This window comes from Ensifer sp. Root1252 (genome assembly GCF_001425885.1).
GTDB lineage: Bacteria > Pseudomonadota > Alphaproteobacteria > Rhizobiales > Rhizobiaceae > Ensifer > Ensifer canadensis.
This window is the reverse complement of sequence record NZ_LMDT01000012.1, coordinates 854565-874066: the sequence shown is the minus strand read 5'-3', so window position 1 is coordinate 874066 and position 19502 is coordinate 854565. Positions and strand designations below refer to the sequence as shown.

The 19502-nt window shown below is 61.5% G+C and carries 15 protein-coding genes and 2 pseudogenes; 7 read left to right on the top strand and 10 right to left on the bottom strand.

What is annotated here, in order from left to right:
- Positions 1-83 precede the first annotated feature (83 nt).
- The 3 genes and pseudogenes from ASD02_RS16710 (at position 84) to ASD02_RS16700 (ending at position 2999) form a co-directional block, all read left to right on the top strand.
- Positions 84-1457 (top strand): ISNCY family transposase, encoded by a 1374-nt coding sequence (locus ASD02_RS16710; RefSeq protein ID WP_057258469.1) that lies wholly within the window; start codon positions 84-86, stop codon positions 1455-1457.
- 359 nt (positions 1458-1816) lie between these two features.
- Positions 1817-2366 (top strand): annotated as a pseudogene (locus ASD02_RS16705) (IS30 family transposase); the annotation flags it as partial.
- A gap of 210 nt (positions 2367-2576) precedes the next feature.
- Positions 2577-2999, top strand: coding sequence for a DUF4864 domain-containing protein (locus tag ASD02_RS16700; protein WP_057208602.1), 423 nt, complete (start codon positions 2577-2579; stop codon positions 2997-2999).
- A gap of 13 nt (positions 3000-3012) precedes the next feature.
- On the opposite strand, the gene tgt is transcribed toward ASD02_RS16700, so the two are convergent.
- The 5 genes from tgt to coaD all read right to left on the bottom strand — a co-directional run bounded on the left by tgt (position 3013) and on the right by coaD (position 6939).
- A complete protein-coding gene (tgt, locus tag ASD02_RS16695) occupies positions 3013-4143 on the bottom strand; it encodes a tRNA guanosine(34) transglycosylase Tgt (protein ID WP_025427066.1) in 1131 nt (376 codons plus the stop codon).
- Positions 4144-5226: a tRNA preQ1(34) S-adenosylmethionine ribosyltransferase-isomerase QueA gene (gene queA, locus ASD02_RS16690; RefSeq protein WP_025427067.1), complete on the bottom strand. Its 1083-nt coding sequence runs from the start codon at positions 5224-5226 to the stop codon at positions 4144-4146.
- A 78-nt stretch (positions 5227-5304) separates the two neighbouring features.
- Positions 5305-5814 carry a peptidylprolyl isomerase gene (locus tag ASD02_RS16685; RefSeq protein ID WP_025427068.1) on the bottom strand — a complete coding sequence of 170 codons (510 nt, stop codon included), beginning with the start codon at positions 5812-5814 and terminating at the stop codon, positions 5305-5307.
- Positions 5815-5836: 22 nt separating this feature from the next.
- Positions 5837-6409, bottom strand: a complete 573-nt coding sequence (locus ASD02_RS16680; RefSeq protein WP_025427069.1) for a peptidylprolyl isomerase — start codon at positions 6407-6409, stop codon at positions 5837-5839.
- A 35-nt stretch (positions 6410-6444) separates the two neighbouring features.
- Entirely contained in the window at positions 6445-6939 is a 495-nt protein-coding gene (coaD, locus tag ASD02_RS16675) for a pantetheine-phosphate adenylyltransferase (protein ID WP_025427070.1), read from the bottom strand.
- Between the two features lie 362 nt (positions 6940-7301).
- Between coaD and ASD02_RS40415 the strand changes: the two genes are divergently transcribed.
- Positions 7302-7430, top strand: a complete 129-nt coding sequence (locus ASD02_RS40415) for a hypothetical protein (protein ID WP_277996356.1) — start codon at positions 7302-7304, stop codon at positions 7428-7430.
- Between the two features lie 122 nt (positions 7431-7552).
- Here ASD02_RS40415 and ASD02_RS16670 read toward each other — a convergent pair whose 3' ends face one another.
- The 3 genes and pseudogenes from ASD02_RS16670 to ASD02_RS16660 form a co-directional block, all read right to left on the bottom strand.
- Positions 7553-8950 carry an MATE family efflux transporter gene (locus ASD02_RS16670; protein ID WP_057220841.1) on the bottom strand — a complete coding sequence of 466 codons (1398 nt, stop codon included), beginning with the start codon at positions 8948-8950 and terminating at the stop codon, positions 7553-7555.
- Positions 8951-9099: 149 nt separating this feature from the next.
- A complete protein-coding gene (locus ASD02_RS16665; RefSeq protein WP_025427073.1) occupies positions 9100-10392 on the bottom strand; it encodes a tetracycline resistance MFS efflux pump in 1293 nt (430 codons plus the stop codon).
- Positions 10393-10559: 167 nt separating this feature from the next.
- A pseudogene (locus tag ASD02_RS16660) lies at positions 10560-11469 on the bottom strand (LysR family transcriptional regulator).
- A 115-nt stretch (positions 11470-11584) separates the two neighbouring features.
- Between ASD02_RS16660 and ASD02_RS16655 the strand changes: the two are divergent.
- A complete protein-coding gene (locus tag ASD02_RS16655) occupies positions 11585-12580 on the top strand; it encodes an aldo/keto reductase (protein WP_025427074.1) in 996 nt (331 codons plus the stop codon).
- Between the two features lie 221 nt (positions 12581-12801).
- Here ASD02_RS16655 and ASD02_RS16650 read toward each other — a convergent pair whose 3' ends face one another.
- Positions 12802-13749: a neutral zinc metallopeptidase gene (locus ASD02_RS16650; protein ID WP_025427075.1), complete on the bottom strand. Its 948-nt coding sequence runs from the start codon at positions 13747-13749 to the stop codon at positions 12802-12804.
- Positions 13750-13851: 102 nt separating this feature from the next.
- Positions 13852-14373, bottom strand: coding sequence for a DUF2306 domain-containing protein (locus ASD02_RS16645; protein WP_057208611.1), 522 nt, complete (start codon positions 14371-14373; stop codon positions 13852-13854).
- Positions 14374-14463: 90 nt separating this feature from the next.
- Here ASD02_RS16645 and ASD02_RS16640 point away from each other — a divergent pair, with 90 nt between their 5' ends.
- Both ASD02_RS16640 and carB read left to right on the top strand, forming a co-directional pair.
- Complete coding sequence (locus tag ASD02_RS16640) at positions 14464-15327, top strand: LytTR family DNA-binding domain-containing protein (RefSeq protein ID WP_025427077.1); 864 nt, start codon at positions 14464-14466, stop codon at positions 15325-15327.
- Between the two features lie 521 nt (positions 15328-15848).
- Positions 15849-19340, top strand: a complete 3492-nt coding sequence (gene carB / locus ASD02_RS16635; RefSeq protein ID WP_025427078.1) for a carbamoyl-phosphate synthase large subunit — start codon at positions 15849-15851, stop codon at positions 19338-19340.
- Positions 19341-19502 lie beyond the last annotated feature (162 nt).

Sequence of the window (19502 nt, the reverse complement as noted above, 5' to 3'; positions counted from 1 at the left end):
TGTAGCCGCAAAGTTAAAGTGTCCTGATCCTGCAAAGTAAGAATGTCACTCTCCCCGGGTTTTGATGACCTGGGAGATTGCGGATGGGATTGATTGCGATGAGCGAGCGTGACCTGCAGCGGATYGAGRTYTTGTCGAAAGTGAYYGCCGGGCGSATGACGYTGGTGTCGGCRGCSCATGTSCTKGGCTTRAGTACCCGCCAGGTGCGTCGTCTGTTGGACCGGATCGGCGCTGGCGGTGCGGCGTCGATCCGGCACCAGGCGATCGGCCGGCCATCGAACAACCGGATCTGCGACGGCGTACGCGATTACGCCATGGCGATCGTGCGCGAGCGCTATGCGGACTTTGGTCCGACGCTGGCGGCCGAGAAGCTTGCGGRGCGTGATGGTCTGACGGTGTCGCGCGAGACCTTGCGCCAATGGATGTCGGAGGCCGGCCTGTGGCTGTCGCGCAAGCAGCGACGGACGTTCCATCAGCCGCGGCTGCGGCGCGAGGCCTACGGCGAGCTGGTTCAGATCGACGGTTCCGAGCATCGCTGGTTCGAAGATCGCGGTGATCCATGTTCATTACTGGTGTTCATCGATGATGCGACCGGCAAGCTGATGCAGTTGCGGTTTGTACGATCGGAAAGTGCGTTCAGCTAYTTCGAGGCGCTGGAACTCTATCTGAAGGCGCATGGTGCTCCAGTCGCCTTCTATTCCGACAAGCATTCGGTGTTCCGGGTTGCGAAGAAGGATGCCAAGGGCGGCCAGGGCATGACCCAGTTCGGGCGTGCACTTTGCGAGTTAAACATCGAGATTCTTTGCGCAAACTCGAGCCAGGCCAAGGGCCGSGTCGAGCGGATGAACCGGACGCTACAGGACCGGTTGATTAAGGATCTGCGCCTGGAGGGCGTCTGCGGCATGGACGACGGCAACGCTTTCCTGCCTCGGTTCATGGAGCGCTATAACCGCCAGTTTGCCATTACCCCTGCCAGATCTGATGATCTGCATCGGCCGCTGAACCTTGCCCCGGATCGGCTGCGCGACGTGCTATGCAAACGTGAGCAGCGTTATGTCGGTGCCCAGTTGACGTTTTCGTTCGAGCGCCAGCGGATCATGCTGGAAGAGAACGAGGTGACGCGCGGGCTGGTCGGTCGCTATGTCGAGACCTACGCGCTTGCCGACGGCAGGCTGGATGTGCGTTGGAAGGGGCATTCCCTACCCTACCGGGTGTTCGACAAGGACCAGCGGGTGACGCATGCGGCGATCACCGAGAACAAGCGGCTCGGTGAACTCCTGACCTACATCAAGGAACGTCAGGAGCAGCAGACGAAGCCSGCCGTGAAGACGAACAGCGAGAAGAACGGCTACGTTCGACGCGCGCGCGGCCCGGGACGTCGGAAGGATTTCATGAACGATCCTGCGGTCATTGCCCGGCGGCGACAGGCGCTCTCTGACCTCGATGCGGCGGAATGACCGGCTGCTTCAACTGTCCAAGCTAAAGCCGAAGGGGAGCGTCTCANGACCTCGATGCGGCGGAATGACCGGCTGCTTCAACTGTCCAAGCTAAAGCCGAAGGGGAGCGTCTCATCCGCCCCCTCCCTTCCCTTGCAACCCGGYCCAGCCGGTCCGGTCGGGGGCTTGCCTCAGCGCCAGTGGAGATGTCGAGTGTCGCATGTCTAAATGGCTGAAGACGTATCCAAAGTGACATTCCAACTTTGCACAACCGCGGACAGTTCAACCTGGCCGCCACATCTCGTGTAGCCGGGTACATTCTAATTCGAAGTGCGACTTGCGATAGATACCAATGGGTTGTCACGCGCAAGGAATGGCTCATGAGACGCACCTACTCCCAGATCGATATGGATGAACGCCGCAAGATTGCCCGCTGGCGATCGGCTGGCATCAGCGTTGACGTAATCGCTGAGAAACTGCACGGACATCGTTCGACGATTTTCCGCGAACTCAGGCGCAATACTTTTGTTGATCCGCAGATGCCAGACCTTAGCGGCTACTATTGCGTCACCGCCAACGACATGGCGCGTGAGCGCAGAGCCAAGCTACGCAAGCTTGCTCGTTTCTCGCATCTGCCGCCAATCGGTGATGGAGCGCATCATGCATGGCTGGTCGCCGCAGCAGAACGCCGGCCGCATGCGGCTGGAGCGCGATCCAGTTTCTGTCAGCCATGAGACGATCTACAAGTACGCCTATTCCGCGGATGGGCACGCGATCAAGCTCTGGCGGCATCTGCCGGAGCACCGCGCCAGACGTCGGCCGCGGCATGCCAGGCGTCGTCATGGCAGGCGGTTCAGCCCGGATGTCAACATTCTCTACCGTCCCGACACCGTCGCCGAGCGCAAACAGTTCGGCCATTGGGAATGCGATTGGGTGCGCTCAGGTGACAATTGCGAATATCACTAAGTTATGATGTTTGAAAGATTAATTTAGAAGTTCCGTTTAAGGCATTGAATATGAACGATATTGTATATATGTGCTTGGTGTGAAGAAGCGCACGGCGCTGTCCGCGCCATTTCCAGAACGTGCAAACGACCTATGCTTTCAGGAGCAGGCAGAAACGTCTGGTGGAGATCGGTGATGATCAGGACATTTGCCATTGCCTTCGGTATCGCAGCGCAACTCGCAGGCGCGGGCCTTTGTCGGGCGGAAGAACCGGTCGATACGGCACGCTCGATCATCCAGGATCAGATCGCGGCTTTCCTCAATGACGATGCGGACGCCGCCTACTCCTTCGCTTCGCCGGCGATACGCGGCAAGTTTCCCGACAAGACGGCCTTCTTCGACATGGTCAGGCGCGGCTACCAGCCGGTCTATCGGCCCGGAAATTTTGCCTTTGGCCGCTCCAAGGTGGTGGGCGATCAGGTCATTCAGGAGGTGCTGATCTCGGCTCCCGATGGTAAGGACTGGACGGCGGTCTACCAGCTGATGAAGCAGCCCGACGGCAGCTACAAGATCAACGGCGTCATGATGCTCCAGTCGGCCCCAGGTCCGGAGATCTGAGCAGGTCTGGTCCTCAGAGTGGCGCCAGATCCCCTCGCCGCCAGGTTTCCTGGGTTTCGGCCATGAAGTCGGCAAAGCGGCCCTCTTCGATTGCCAGGCGAATGCCCGCCATCAGTTCCTGGTAATAGGCAAGGTTGTTCCAACTGAGCAGCATGCCCCCGAGTGACTCATTCGAGCGGATCAGGTGGTGCAAATAGGCGCGCGAATAGTCGCGCGTCGCCGGACACGAGGATTGTTCGTCTAGCGGCCGCAGGTCTTCGGCATGGCGCGCATTGCGCAGGTTGATGCGGCCATGGCGGGTGAAGGCCAAACCATGTCGTCCGGAGCGGGTCGGCATGACGCAGTCGAACATGTCGATGCCGTGTGCGACCGACCTTAGGATATCGTCGGGCGTGCCGACGCCCATGAGATAGCGCGGCTTTTCGGCAGGTAGCTCGGGGCATGTGATGTCGAGCATTCTGAGCATCACCTCCTGCGGCTCGCCGACCGCAAGTCCACCGACGGCGTAGCCCTTGAGATCCAGCCCCTTCAGGGCTTCCGCCGAGCGCACGCGCAGTGCCGGAATGTCGCCGCCCTGGACGATGCCGAACATCGCCTTGCCCGGTTGGTCACCAAACGCCACCTTGCAGCGTTCCGCCCAGCGCAATGACATTTCCATTGCCCGCTCGATCTCCTTGGGCTCGGCCGGCAAAGCCACGCACTCGTCCAGCTGCATCTGGATATCGCTGCCGAGCAAGCCTTGAATTTCGATCGACCGTTCCGGCGACATGTGGAACAGCGCGCCGTCGACATGGCTCTTGAAGGTGACGCCCTGCTCGTCGAGCTTGCGCAGCCCGGCAAGCGACATCACCTGGAAGCCGCCGCTGTCGGTGAGGATCGGACCCTGCCAGCGGATGAGGTTGTGCAGACCGCCAAGCCGCGCCACGCGTTCAGCACCAGGGCGCAGCATCAGATGGTAGGTGTTGCCGAGGATGATGTCGGCGCCGAGATCCTTGACCTGATCGAGATACATCGCCTTGACCGTGCCGACGGTTCCGACTGGCATGAAGGCAGGCGTACGGATGGTGCCGCGCGGCATGGAAACCTCACCGAGGCGCGCCTTGCCGTCGGTTGCGTGCAGCTTGAACTGGAAGGTTTCGGTCATCTAGTCTTTCCGAAAAAGCAGGCTGGAATCGCCATAGGAATAGAAGCGGTAGCCGCTCTCGATCGCGTAGGTATACGCCGCGCGCATCGTCTCGAGGCCACAGAAGGCCGAAACCAGCATGAACAGCGTCGATTTCGGCAAGTGAAAATTGGTCATCAGCATGTCGACGGCGCGGAAGCGGTAGCCGGGCGTGATGAAGATGCCGGTCGGGCCTGACCAGGGATGGATGATACCGTGTTCGTCCGCCGCACTTTCGATCAGCCGTAGCGACGTCGTACCGACGCAGACCATCCGGCCGCCCCTCGCCTTGACGGCATTGAGGCGTTCGGCGGTTGCGGCATCGACCTGGCCAATCTCCAGGTGCATCACGTGGTCGTCGGTATCATCGGCCTTGACCGGCAGGAATGTCCCGGCGCCGACATGCAGGGTGACGAAATGACGTTCGATGCCGAGTTCGTTCAGCCTGGAAAACAGCCGCTCGGTGAAATGCAGGCCAGCGGTAGGGGCGGCTACGGCGCCCTCCTCACGGGCGTAGACCGTTTGGTAGTCGACGCGGTCCTGAGCATCCTCTGCGCGTTTGGAGGCGATATATGGCGGCAATGGAATGTGCCCGACGGCCATGATCGCTTCGTCGAGCAGCGGTCCGGCGAGATCGAAGCGCAGCGTCACCTCACCGGCGTCGCCCTTTTCCTCGACAGTTGCGTCGAGTGTGCCGAGCATGCAGCTGTTGCCGCCGTGGCCAAAGGCAATGCGGTCGCCGACCTTGAGGCGGCGTGCCGGCCGGGCAAACGCCTTCCAGCGATCCGGCGCGACCCGCATATGCAGGGTCAGCGAGACGGGCGTGGTAATCTCTTCGCCGCGTCGACGAATGCCTTCGAGCTGCGCCGGAATGACCTTGGTGTCGTTGAACACCAGTGCGTCGCCGGGACGCAGGAAGGACGGCAGGTCGAGCACGCCGTGATCCGTCAGGAGTTCCGGCGCCTGCGGGTCGACGACGAGCATGCGGGCGCTGTCGCGCGGATTTACGGGCCGCAACGCAATCGAGGTTTCCGGAAGGTCGAAGTCGAACAGGTCTACGCGCATGGATCGTTTCTGAAAAAAAAGCAAACCCGCCCCAGGGCCTTTCGGCGCGACCGGGGCGGGTTTGTGCATTAGCGCAAATCAGGCGTCGGCGGCAACCCGCATGGACACGATGGTGTCGGGATCACGCACCGGTTCGCCGCGCTTGATCTTGTCGATGTTGTCCATGCCTTCGATGACCTGGCCCCAGACCGAGTACTGCTTGTTCAGCCACGGAGCATCGGTGAAGCAGATGAAGAACTGCGAATTGGCCGAGTTCGGCATCTGGCTGCGCGCCATCGAGCACGTGCCACGAATGTGGCTGACGTTCGAGAATTCAGCGTTCAGGTCCGGCTTGGATGAGCCGCCCATGCCGGCACGCGACGGGTTGAAGTGCTCGCCGCCGGTCTTGCCGTACTGGACGTCGCCGGTCTGTGCCATGAAGTCCTCGATCACGCGGTGAAACACCACGCCGTCATAGGCGCCTTCGCGTGCCAGTTCCTTGATTCGGGCGACATGACCCGGAGCCACGTTCGGCATAAGCTCGATGACGACCTTGCCCTTGGTGGTCTCCATGATGATCGTGTTTTCCGGATCTTTGATCTCGGCCATGGGTTTTCTCCTTCTGTTGACTTTACTTGCCGACCTTGACGCTGATCATGCGGTCGGGATCGGCGACGGAGCCGTTGTTGGCGTCGTCACCGAGTTTGATCTTATCGACGTTCTCCATGCCGGAGACGACCTTGCCGACGACCGTGTACTGGCCGTTGAGGAAGTCGCCCGGGGCAAACATGATGAAGAACTGCGAATTGGCGCTGTTGGGATCCTGCGAACGGGCCATGCCGACCGTGCCGCGCTCGAACGGTACGTCGGAAAATTCGGCCGGCAGGTCCGGCTTGGACGAACCGCCCGTGCCCGCAGCCTGGGGCTGGAAGCCGTTTTCCATGTCGCCGTACTGGACGTCGCCTGTCTGGGCCATGAAGCCCTTGATGACGCGGTGGAAGGCGACGTTGTCGTATTCGCCGGCTGTTGCAAGCGCCTTGATCTGCTCGACGTGCTTCGGCGCGATATCAGGGCGAAGCTCGACGACAACAGGGCCATCCTTCAGCGTGATTGTGAGGAAGTTGTCGGCCGACTGCGCAAGCGCCGTTCCCGTCCAGGACGCAAGCGTGACGGCACCGGCGAAAGCGAGGTGGAGGATTTTCATGGTTTCTCCCTGAGTGGTGAATGGAGTGTGGCGGCTCAGGCCTTGCGTTTGGCCTGCAGCGCCGCGTGAACAGCCTTGGGCACGAAGGCACTGACGTCGCCGCCCATGGCCGCGATCTGGCGGACCAATGTGGCTGTAATGGGCCGCGATGCCGTGCCAGCCGGCAAAAACAAGGTCTGGACATCCGGCGCCATCTGCCGGTTCATGCCAGCCATCTGCATCTCGTAATCGAGGTCAGTGCCATCGCGCAAGCCGCGCACAAGCAGCTTTGCGCCGCTTTGCCGCGCAGCGTCGACCACGAGATTGTCGAAGGAGACGACGTCGATGTCGGCGGCACGCTCGGGCAGAAACTCGAGCAGCGACTGGCGAATGAGGTCCGAGCGCTCGTCGAACGAGAAAAGCGGCGCCTTGCCCGGATGGATGCCAATTGCCACGATGACTTTGCGCGCCACGTTCAGCGCCTGAACAAGTACGTCGAGATGCCCGTTCGTCATCGGATCGAAGGAGCCGGGGTAGAATGCCGTCGTCATCGCACCTGTTTCCGTTTGGTGAAGCCTTTTGTCATGGACGGCGACAGATCGCAAGAGTTGTGCAGGAGCGCGGGCCTGTTCCCTGGGAAACAGTGGCACCAAAGAAATGAATGCTAGATGAATGCCATGTTCAAGAGTGTTTCACGTTGCAATCGGTAATGTGAAGCAAGAAAGAACGGAACCTTTTTGAAGATACTGCCGTTTAGGAACCTGAAAGGATGACGGCTATGGGACTTGCTCTGTTTTCGATGACGATGTTTTTCGCAATGATATTTGCGACGATACATGCACTCCGCGACGAGTCCCGTGAGCAACGTGACCGTTCAAGCAACCGTAAGATCTTCGGCTAAAGGTATCATGTCATGGCGACAGTCTTCATGACCGCCGCGGCGGTAATCAGTTTCGTCTTTCTCGTCGATTTTGCCCGCACGATACGCGACCTCCAGCGCGATCGACTGGGCTCCAGTGAGACCGGCGGGTTCAACGTTTAGAGACCTTGAGAAACTTCCTCCAGGAGTTTCGGAATAAGCGACCGACATTCTCCCCTGATGTGGTCGCCTTTTGTAAGCCGGACGGCATCCCCTGCCCGTCCGGCTTTTTCTTTGGTCGATGCTTAAGCCGCCGTCACCTTGTGGTCGCGGATCATCCGGAAGAACCGCCAGTTCAGGAACAATGCTGCAGCGGCAAGTCCCAGCACGAAGCCGAACCACACGCCGATGCCGCCGAACTTGAGCGGGAACGCGAAGGCCCAGGCGCAAAGGAACCCGATCGGCCAATAGGAGATCATCGCCAGGATCATCGGCACCTTTGTGTCCTTGAGCCCGCGAAGCATGCCGGCGGCGATTGCCTGCAATCCGTCCACCAGCTGGAACGCGCCGGCGATCACGATGAGCGGAGCGGCAAAGGCGAGCACTTGCGCGGCATCCGGCCGGTTGGTGTCAAGATAAAGGGCGGCGAGCTGGCTCGGGAAGAGAGCGAAGATGGCGCTGCCAATGATCGCAAAGATGGCTCCGAGCACCAGTGCCGAGATCGCGGCACGCCGGACGCCGAGCATGTCGCCACGGCCGTTGGCAAGGCCGACGCGCACGGTTGCCGCCTGCGCAATTCCGAGCGGGATCATGAAGGCGAGCGAGGCGAACTGCAGCGCGATGCCGTGTGCGGCAAGCTCGATCGTGCCGATGGTTCCCATCAGCAACGAGGCGACGGTGAACAGGCTGACTTCGGCAAGAATGGTCAGCGAGATCGGTATGCCGAGATAGACGACTTCCCTGAAGGCGGGCCAATCCGGGCGCCAGAAACGCACGAACAGCTCATACTGGTTCAGTTCCGGTTTGCTCTTGATATAGGCGATGGTCAGCACCGTGCCGAGCACGGCCACGCCAAGGGCGGCGACGGCCGCGCCGAAGATGCCCAGCTGCGGAAAGCCGTAGTGGCCGTAGATCAGCACGTAGCAAAGCGCTGCATTGAGAACCAGCGTTGCCAGTGTGACATAGAGAATGATCCCCGCCCGCTCCAGACCGCTCAGGAACGCCCGCAGCACCATGAAGATGAGGCCGGGAAAGATCGCCCATTGCGCAATGTGCAGATACTCGGCCGCGAGTGCCGCGACCTCCGGCTGCTGGCCGGCAAGCAGCAGGATCGGTTCCGCCAGCCAGAGCACCGGCGCCGTCAGCACGCCATAGCACAGCACCACCCAGAGACCCATGCGCACGGAGCGACGCACGGAGACCTTGTCGCCCCTGCCCTGGGCTTGCGCGGCCATCGGTACGACCGCGTTGGCGAAGCCGCTGCCGAAGATGTAGATGGTAAAGTACATCTGCGTCGCCAGGATGATTGCCGCAAGCTGCGTTGCGCCAAGCTTGCCCACCATCAAGACGTCGGTTGTGTTGATCGCAAGCTGCGCCAGCTGTGCGCCGATGAAGGGCACCCCGAGATAGAGGCTTGCACGATAATGAGTGCGCCATGAATTGTCGGTTTGCACCGGGGTCGGGCTCGCAGTGGCGGTCAGCATGACGGATTCCTGGATGTCGACGCGGCCGAAATGCGGCAGGTCAGAACGAAGGCAAGGATGACCGAAATAGATCACGGCCGGCAAAAGAACCAGTAACAAAGCTCCGACTGCTCAATTTTTCATCCAAAGATCACGAATATTGATCAATTTCAGTGCATGGCACTGCGATCGGAGTAGCGCGGTTCGGCCATGGACACTGCGGGCTCGATATGTTCAGCCGCGACCGCGAGCCGTTTTGGTGCCTTGAGCCAGAACACCGCGAGCGCACCGACGACGAAGCAACTGGCGAGTGCATAGGGGGCGCCTGAGAAGGAGACCGTGGTCGTCGGGCTCGTGAAGTAGCCGAAGATCTGGGTGAAGATCAGCGGGCCGATGATCGTCGTGATGCTGCCGATACTGGTGAGCGCCCCTTGCAACTCTCCCTGCGCCGACGGCGGCACATGGCCGGCGGCGATGCTGCGCAGCGGCGGATCGGCGAGGCTTTCGAGCGCGGTGGCGATAATCACGGCATAGATCATCCAGCCCTGCCAGGCAGCAGCGTAGCCCGCGGCACCGAGTGCCGTGAAAATCAGGCCGAGGACGGCCGTCCGCCACTCGCCAAGCCGCGGCACGACGCGCGGCAGTACGAACGCCATCACCATGGCACCGCCGATGCCGAAGATGCCGAGCGACAGGCCGATTTCCCCCTCGCTCCAGCCGTACCGGTAAGACGATACGAACGACCAGACGGACGGATAAACCGAATGCGCCATCCAGAACAGGAAGAACACCAGCCCGACCCAGCCGATGCCGGGATAGTTGCGCATCTGCCTGAGCGCGCCGAGTGGATTGGCGCGCCGCCATTCGAAGCGGCGACGATGCGCCTTGTCCAATGTCTCCGGCAGCAGAAAAACGCCGAGCAGGAAGTTGATGAAGGAAAGTGCCGCGGCACCATAGAACGGCACACGCGGACCCAGTTCGCCAAGCAGCCCGCCAATGACCGGCCCCAGTGCAAAGCCGGATCCGAACGCGATTCCGATCAGGCCGAAATTCTTCGCCCGGTTTCCGTCATGGCTGATGTCGGCGATATAGGCCGAAGCGGTGCCGAAGCTGGCGCCGCTGATGCCGGCGAGCACACGGCCGACGAAGAGCATCCAGTAGCTGGTCGCGAGAGCGCAGATCAGATTGTCGATGGCGAAGGTGAGCACGGAGGCAAGCAGGATCGGCCGGCGTCCGAAACGGTCGCTCAGGTTGCCGATGAGGGGCGCGAACAGGAACTGCATCGCGGCATAGACGAGCAGCAGCCAGCCGCCGTCGATCGCCGCGTCGCTGACATTGGCGCCGGTCAGCTCCTCCAGATAGGTGGGCAGCACCGGCACGATGATGGCGATGCCGATGATGTCGAGAAGCAGGATGAGAAAGACGAGGAACAGGCCGCGCCGCACGAACTTTTCGTCGAGCATGAAACTCTCCCTGCGCCATCCGTCGCCAGCGCGGAGACAGAACGTGAACGACGTTACCAATTTAGGTGTAACGCATGATTTTAGTCGAAACAATACGTGAACATCTCAAAGTTTTTTATGAGAACAATCGCGTTTGTTGATCCATTGCTCCCCAAAATGGCCGCCATTCAGCGCACCCCTGACCGTTGCTCGGCCTTGAGAAAGTCGACGAAGGCTCGAAGCGGCGCCGGCATGTGGCGGCGGCTGGCATAGTAGAGAAACGGCCCTGGAAAGGGCGTCACCCATTCGTCGAGGATCGTCACGACGGCGCCGGATTTGAGATGCGGCGCCAGGAACTCCTCGAACGTCCGGATGACGCCGAGACCTTCGACTACAGCGGCAATTTCAAGATCGACCGAGTTCGCGATGACGACAGTCGGAGGGGCGATCGAGATTGCTGCGTCTCCGTCACCGAACTCCCAGGCTAGGCTGACGCCGCTTGCGAAGCGATGCCGGATGCAGGCATGCTCCAGAAGATCGTGCGGGTGTTGCGGCAAGGCCGTGTCGCGCGAGATAGTCCGGCGACGCGGCAGTGATGTAGCGTTGCTGCCGCGGTCCGATCGGAATGGCGATCATGTCGCGCTCGACCCGCTCTTCGTAGCGGATGCCGGCGTCGAAGCCGGCGGCAAGGACGTCGATGAAGCCGTCGTCTGCCGTCACCTCCAGCGAAATGGCAGGATTTACCTTCAGAAAGCGCCCAATGATCGAGGGCAGGATCACGCGCGCGACGACCGTGGGCACGTTCAGTTTCAGGGTTCCTGCGGGACTGTCGCGCAATTCGCTCACCTGGTCGAGCGCGCCGGCAATCTCCCCGAGTGCCGGCTGCAGGCGCTCGAGTAGCCGCATGCCGGCTTCCGTCGGTGTTACACTGCGGGTCGTGCGGTTGAGGAGCCGCACATCGAGTTTGGCTTCGAGCCGCCGCAGCGCTTCGCTCAGCGACGAAGCGGAAACGCCCCGCTTCTCGGCGGCAGCGCGAAAGCTGCGCTCGCGCGCAACGGCGGTGAAGGCATCGAGGTCGGCGAGAGGAAGATCGTTCATTGTGCGAAATGCCGTACGGCTTGTTCTGACTGTACGGGATTATCGCACGATAGGACCGGGCGTAACAATGGGGACGAAGAAGGGCGCAAAGGCGCGCCGCCGAAGGAGAACGAGAATGGATCAGGTTTCGCTCGGAAAAGTCGGCCCTATGGTTTCCAACATCGGCCTTGGCTGCATGGGCATGTCGGGCATGTATGGCCCGTCGGATCGTACGGAAAGCATCGCCACGTTCCATGCGGCGCTCGATGCGGGAATTACGCTCATCGATACCGGCGACTTCTATGGCATGGGCCACAACGAGATGCTGATTGGCGAAGCGCTCAAGGGCCAGGACCGCGATCGGGTCGTTCTCAGCGTGAAGTTCGGTGCCTTGAGAGACGCTGGTGGCAGTTGGGTGGGCTATGATTGCCGACCGAAGGCGGTGCGCAACTTTCTCGCCTATACCCTGCAGCGGTTGGGCGTCGACCATATCGACATCTACCGCCCTGCCCGTCTCGACCCGGACGTGCCGATCGAAGAAACAGTGGGCGCAATCGCTGATCTGGTGCAGGCAGGTTATGTCAGGCATATCGGGCTTTCGGAAGTCGGATCCGAGACCATCCGAAGGGCAGCGGCCGTCCATCCCATCGCGGATCTGCAGATCGAATATTCGCTGATCTCGCGCGGCATCGAGGACGATATCCTGCCCACGTGCCGTGCGCTCGGTATCGGCATTACCGCCTATGGCGTGCTGTCGCGCGGCCTGATCAGCGGCCATTGGCAGAAGGATGCGGTCGCACGTGGCGACTTCCGCGCGGCCAGCCCACGTTTTCAGGCGGGCAATGTCGACACAAATCTGGCCCTTGTCGACGCGCTGAAGCGCGTGGCGGATGCGAAGGGCGCCACCGTGGCACAGATTGCGATCGCCTGGGTCGCAGCCCAAGGCAAGGATATCGTGCCGCTCATCGGTGCACGTCGTCGCGACCGGCTGGCCGAAGCGCTGGCATCGCAAGCGGTACATCTGACACCGGAAGATCTGGCCGCGATCGAGCGGGCGGTGCCGAGGGATGCGGCCGCAGGCGCGCGCTATCCCGAGGCGCAGCTCGCCCATATGGACAGCGAGCGCCATTAGAGCATTTCCAGGAAAAGTGCGAAGCGGTTTTCCGTCAGGAAATGCGTGAAAACATGCAGCAATTCAAAGTGCTACAGCGATCTTTGCGCGTCGAATAAGACGCGCAGCGCTGTAGAGTGTTCTCTGCAACTTTGTCTAACCCAGAGCGCTCTAATCCCGGGTAACGAAAGGGGCCGACAGTTCTCGCCGGCCCCTTTGCTTTTTCCCTGGACGGTCTGGAATCAGACCTGGCCGGAGAAGGTGTCGCAGGCCGCCATCTTGCCGCTGTCGAAGCCGCGCTTGAACCAGCGCATGCGCTGCTCCGATGTGCCGTGGTTGAAGCTTTCCGGGACGACGTAGCCCTGCATGCGTTTCTGCAGCGTGTCGTCGCCGATCTGGGTGGCGGCGTTCAGCGCCTCTTCCAGATCGCCCTGCTCCAACAGGCCCTTCTGCTGGGTATACTTGCCCCAGACGCCGGCGAAGCAATCAGCCTGCAGTTCGACGCGAACCGACATCTGGTTGGCTTCGGCTTCACCCATCGACTGGCGCATCTGGTTGAACTTCGGCAGCACGCCGATCAGGTTCTGAACATGGTGGCCAACTTCATGCGCAACGACATAGGCCTGCGCGAAGTCGCCAGATGCGCCGAACTTCTGCTCAAGCTCGTCGAAGAAACCCATGTCGAGATAGACCTTGCGGTCACCAGGGCAGTAGAACGGGCCGGACGCTGCCGAGGCAAAGCCGCAGGCGGAGCGCACGGAGCCGCTGAACAGCACCATCTTCGGCTCTTGATATTGTTCGCCGCTCGCCTGGAAGATGCCGTTCCAGGTGTCTTCGGTTTCGGCCAGCACCGTCGACATGAAGGCTTTCATCTCTTCTTCCTGCGCCGATCCGCGGGGTACCGGCGAGCCATCGCTCTGCTCGAAGCCCGGCTGCGCGACCGGACCGCCGCCGCCGTTCAGCACCTGCAGCATGTCGATGCCCAAGGCCTTCAGGATGAAATAGAGCACGACCAGAAAGATGATGGTGCCGAAGCTCATGCCGCCGCCGGCGCCACGCATGCCTCCGCCACCGCCGGGCATGCGGAAGCCACCACCGCGGCCGAATGGATTACCGCCCAGACCGCCGCCGGGGCTCGCCCCGCGCTGGTCCTCAACGTTTCCGGATTGGCGGCGGCCTTTCCATTCCATGATCTGTCCTCCCGGCATGGATCGATACGCAATATCGGTCAGACCTTTTATATGCCGGGCCGAATGCCGTTGTAAAACGCAATCAGGCCCGTAAGGTTGCGATCAAGCTAATCTTTTCGAGGACTTGCGGCGACCGAAGAGACGACCCTGTCGGATCGACAGGACGGCTGCGGAAATGAGCAGCGCAGCCAGCAGAGCCGCCATCACCGCTGACTGCCAGATCGAAAGCTCGGAGAACAGGCTCGCATGCAGCAGCCTTCCGGGCAGCAGTGTGAAGAGGCCGGCAACGACAATGCCGCCGAGATACATGCCAGCCACATGCCCGCGATGCGCGGGGATGTCGTGCCGCCGGGCGGCCGCAATCGTCTGCCAGCTGCCGAAGAGCACATAGATCGACAACAGGTGAATGGGGCTGAAACCGCCGACCAGCTTGATTTCATGGATGAAGAACGTGGAGAATGCGGTCACGACCATGAGTGCGAGCCAGATTTTGCCGAGCAGCCTATGCAGGCGTGTGCCCTTCGGACGGGCAAGCAGGAAAGCACCAAGGATGGCAGCCGGGATGACGGTCGCGACGTGCAGCTGCACTGCGAACGATGCATGGAGAAGAGGTGAAAATGTCATGAAAAATTTCTATGCTGTTGATTTTCCCCGAACTTGCGGCAGGCTCCGGGCTGCGCTCAAACGCTTTGACTGGAACGGACGGAAAACTTCGTGAAACGCCCATTTCTGCAATCCACGCTTCGTGAGCTGCATCTTGTCGTCAAGGCGCCACGCCTCTGGGCAACCTTTGCTGCAGTCGTGCTGATCTTTTGGGTCACGGGGCCCTATGGCACTGCCGAACGCCTGGCTGTCGTGCCGCGGCTCGGGTTCTGGCTCGTGCTGCACGCCGTCACCTGGGCGATCGCAATCGTTTCGGCCGTGCTTGCCAATGGCCTGCTGCGCGAAAAGGTTGCCTCCGGTTTCGTTCGCATGATGATCGGTGCAGCCGTTGCCAGCATACCGATCGGCCTCGTGACCACCGCGATCGGCTCGGCGACCTTTTCGGCCATTCCAACAGTCGCTGACGTCATGACGGACATCGCGACCGGCCTGTTCCTGTCGCTCTTGTTCTGCACCTTGACCTGGATGACGATGAACACTGAATTCGCCTTGGAGCTGAATGACGCCGGCACCACCGCAATCGCGTCCGACGAGGCCGGGCAACAGACGTCCCGCAACCCGGCTCTTCTCAAGGAGACGGGCCGGGTACCGCTGCTTCTGCGCCTGAAACCCGCCAATCGCGGCCTGCCGCTGCACGTGACGGTTAGCGATCACTACACGGAAGTGACGACCACTCTCGGCCGTGAACTCGTCCTGTTGCGCTTCGCCGATGCGCTCGGTGAACTCGGCCCGGTGGCGGGCCTGCAGGTCCATCGTTCCCATTGGGTGGCGGACGCGCATGTTGCACGCCTCGTCCGTGATAACGGTCGCATGACGATCCTGCTTTGCGATGGAACCGAAGTGCCGGTGAGCCGCACCTATGCTGCGGCCGTGCGGCAGCGCTGGGGTTATCGCCTTCCTCGATCGCGTCCTTGACCGTCCCGCTTTGACAATCCTATTGGCACCAGGGAAATTGTGGAGGGAGGTATGGTCATGAAGGCGTTGCGGCTCGAGGCGATTGACGACCTGTTCCTGGGTGAAGTGAACTTCCTGCGTAAGGTGGACGTCTGCTCCCGGCCCTGGTGACCTGCTGGTGCGCGTCGAGGCGTGTGGCACCGACAGGCACCTCTTGCACGGAGGATCGCGCGGCACGTTTCGCTCGATGAAGCCGCCAGCGTGATTGCCCATCCGCCTGCTGCCGGCGAGGTCGAGGTTCTGGTGGTACCGGGCGTGATTTGACGGCCCGCATGCGGCTTTGGGACCGCCGTCCGACACGTTGCAAAAGCCCATGCCGAAATATGTCGGCTTTCCTGTCGATTCCGGAATTTTCGGGGTTTCGCTTGCAGATACATTTGCCTATAAGCCGCTTCTAGCCTGAAAAGACCATCAATGCGTGCCCGGCCGGTGACCTCCCACTTTGGCCGGTTTTTCGCGCAGCTAGAAACGGATGACCGACCATGCCGAAGCGCCAAGATATCAAATCGATCCTCATCATCGGCGCGGGGCCGATCGTCATCGGTCAGGCATGCGAATTCGACTATTCCGGCACCCAGGCCTGCAAGGCGCTGAAGGAGGAAGGCTACCGCGTCATCCTCGTCAACTCCAACCCGGCAACGATCATGACCGACCCGGGTCTGGCGGACGCAACATACGTCGAGCCGATCACCCCGGAAGTCGTTGCCAAGATCATTGCCAAGGAGCGCCCAGACGCACTGCTGCCGACCATGGGCGGCCAGACCGCGCTCAACACCGCGCTGTCGCTGCGCCGCATGGGCGTTCTCGACCGCTACAATGTCGAGATGATCGGCGCCAAGCCGGACGCGATCGACAAGGCAGAAGACCGCGCGCTCTTCCGCGAGGCGATGGCCAAGATCGGCCTGGAGACGCCGAAGTCGCGCCTGGCGAACGCCACCGACATCAAGGACCACGACCGCAAGGTGCATGAGGCCGAACGCGCCGAACTGAAGGGCCGCCTTTCCGGGCCGGAACTCGACACGGCGCTCGACGAACTGGAAAACCAGTGGAACCTCGGCGAAGGCGATCGCAAGCAGCGCTACATGAACCATGCGATGGCCATCGCCGCGCAGGCGCTCGACGATGTCGGCCTGCCGGCGATCATCCGCCCGTCGTTCACACTCGGCGGCACCGGCGGCGGCATCGCCTATAACCGCACCGAATTCTTCGACATCGTCGGCAGCGGCCTCGACGCATCGCCGACCACCGAAGTGCTGATCGAAGAATCGGTTCTCGGCTGGAAGGAATACGAGATGGAAGTCGTCCGCGACACGGCGGACAACTGCATCATCATCTGCTCGATCGAAAACATCGACCCGATGGGCGTGCACACCGGCGATTCGATCACCGTTGCTCCGGCGCTGACGCTGACGGACAAGGAATACCAGATCATGCGCAACGCCTCGATCGCGGTGCTGCGCGAGATCGGCGTCGAGACCGGGGGCTCGAATGTGCAGTTCGCCGTCAACCCCAAGGATGGTCGTCTCGTCGTCATCGAGATGAACCCGCGCGTTTCGCGCTCCTCGGCTCTCGCTTCCAAGGCAACCGGCTTCCCGATCGCCAAGATCGCGGCCAAGCTCGCCATCGGCTACACGCTCGACGAACTCGAGAACGACATCACCGGCGGCGCGACGCCGGCATCCTTCGAGCCGTCGATCGACTACGTCGTCACCAAGATCCCGCGCTTTGCCTTCGAGAAATTCCCAGGCGCCTCGCCGGTCCTGACCACTGCGATGAAGTCGGTCGGTGAAGTCATGGCGATCGGCCGTACCTTTGCCGAATCGCTGCAGAAAGCGCTGCGTGGCCTTGAGACCGGGCTCACCGGTCTCGATGAAATCGAAATCCCTGACATGGACGAGAACGGCGATGGCCGTAACGCTATCCGTGCCGCGATCGGTACGCCGACGCCGGACCGTCTGCGCATGGTTGCCCAGGCGCTGCGTCTCGGCATGAGCGAGGCCGAAGTTCACGAGGCAAGCAAGATCGACCCGTGGTTCATCGCCCAGTTCAAGGCGATCGTCGACATGGAAGCGCGCGTCCGCGAGCACGGCCTGCCTCAGGATGCTGAGAACCTGCGCATGCTGAAGGCCATGGGCTTCTCCGATGCCCGGCTGGCAACGCTCGGCGGCAAGCGCCCGAAGGAAGTGGCAGAACTTCGAAACGCGCTCAACGTCCGCCCGGTCTATAAGCGCATCGACACCTGCGCCGCCGAATTCGCCTCGCCGACCGCCTACATGTACTCGACCTACGAGACGCCTTTCGTTGGTGCGGCCCGCTCTGAGGCTGATGTCTCCGACCGCAAGAAGGTCGTCATCCTCGGCGGTGGTCCGAACCGGATCGGCCAGGGCATCGAGTTCGACTATTGCTGCTGCCATGCCGCCTTCGCTTTGAAGGACGCTGGCTATGAAGCGATCATGATCAACTGCAACCCCGAGACCGTTTCGACCGACTACGACACGTCGGACCGGCTCTACTTCGAGTCGCTGACCGCTGAAGACGTGATCGAGATCATGCGCGCCGAGCAGGAAAAGGGCGAACTGGTCGGCGTCATCGTGCAGTTCGGCGGCCAGACGCCGCTGAAGCTGGCGGAAGCACTGGAAAAGAACGGCATCCCGATCCTCGGCACCGCACCCGACATGATCGACCTTGCCGAAGACCGCGACCGCTTCCAGAAGCTGCTGATGAAGCTCGATCTCAACCAGCCGAACAACGGCATCGCCTATTCGGTCGAACAGGCACGCCTCGTTGCCGCCGAAATCGGCTTCCCGCTGGTCGTGCGTCCGTCCTACGTTCTCGGTGGCCGGGCCATGCAGATCATCCATTCGGAAAGCATGCTGCAGACATATCTGCTCGATACAGTTCCGGGCCTCGTTCCGGAAGACATCAAGCAGCGTTACCCGAACGACAAGACCGGCCAGATCAACACGCTTCTCGGCAAGAACCCGCTGCTGTTCGACAGCTACCTGAGCAACGCCACGGAAGTCGACGTCGACTGCCTCTGTGACGGCAAGGATGTGTTCGTCTCGGGTATCATGGAGCACATCGAGGAGGCCGGCATTCACTCCGGCGACAGTGCCTGCTCGCTGCCGGTTCACACGCTCGACAACGCGATGGTCGACGAGCTGGAACGCCAGACGACGGCGCTGGCCAAAGCACTCAATGTCGGTGGTCTGATGAACGTCCAGTTCGCAATCAAGGACGGCACGATCTACGTGCTCGAAGTCAACCCGCGCGCCTCGCGCACCGTGCCCTTCGTCGCCAAGACCATCGGTGCGCCGATCGCCAAGATCGCTGCCCGCGTGATGGCCGGTGAAGCGCTGGATGTGGCGATCGCCGCCTACGGCGAAAAGCCCGACCCGCGCAACCTGAAGCACATCGCCGTCAAGGAAGCCGTGTTCCCGTTCGCCCGCTTCCCCGGTGTCGACACGCTGCTCGGCCCGGAAATGCGCTCGACTGGCGAAGTCATCGGCCTTGATACCGACTACGCGCTTGCTTTTGCCAAGTCGCAGCTCGGTGCCGGCGTCGATCTGCCGCGCGACGGAACGGTGTTCGTATCCGTCCGCGACGAAGACAAAACCCGCGTCCTACCGGCGATCCGCATTCTCGTCGACATCGGCTTCAAGGTGATGGCGACCGGCGGCACCGCCCGCTTCCTCGGTGAAAACGGCATTGCCGCCGTCAAGGTCAACAAGGTCCAGGAAGGTCGTCCGCATGTCGAGGACGCGATCCGCAACCGGCAGGTCCAGCTTGTCATCAACACGACGGATGGCAACAAAGCGATCTCGGATTCCAAGTCGCTTCGCCGCGCGACATTGATGCAGAAGGTGCCCTACTACACCACCATGGCAGGTGCAGAGGCGGCAGCGCGCGCGATCAAGGCGCTCAAGGCCGGCAACCTCGAGGTTCGCCCGCTCCAGAGCTACTTCAAGGCCTGATCGAACGACGGCTGCGCGCATCTTTGGGTGCGCGCAGTTGGGCCGCTGACGAGCGGCGGCTCGATGCTCAGCCGAAATCGCTCTACGAGTGCGCAATCTCCCCCTCATTGTTGTGAACGCCACCTGAACGCCGGGTTCAGCCTAGGTTCGGTCGCCGGGTGC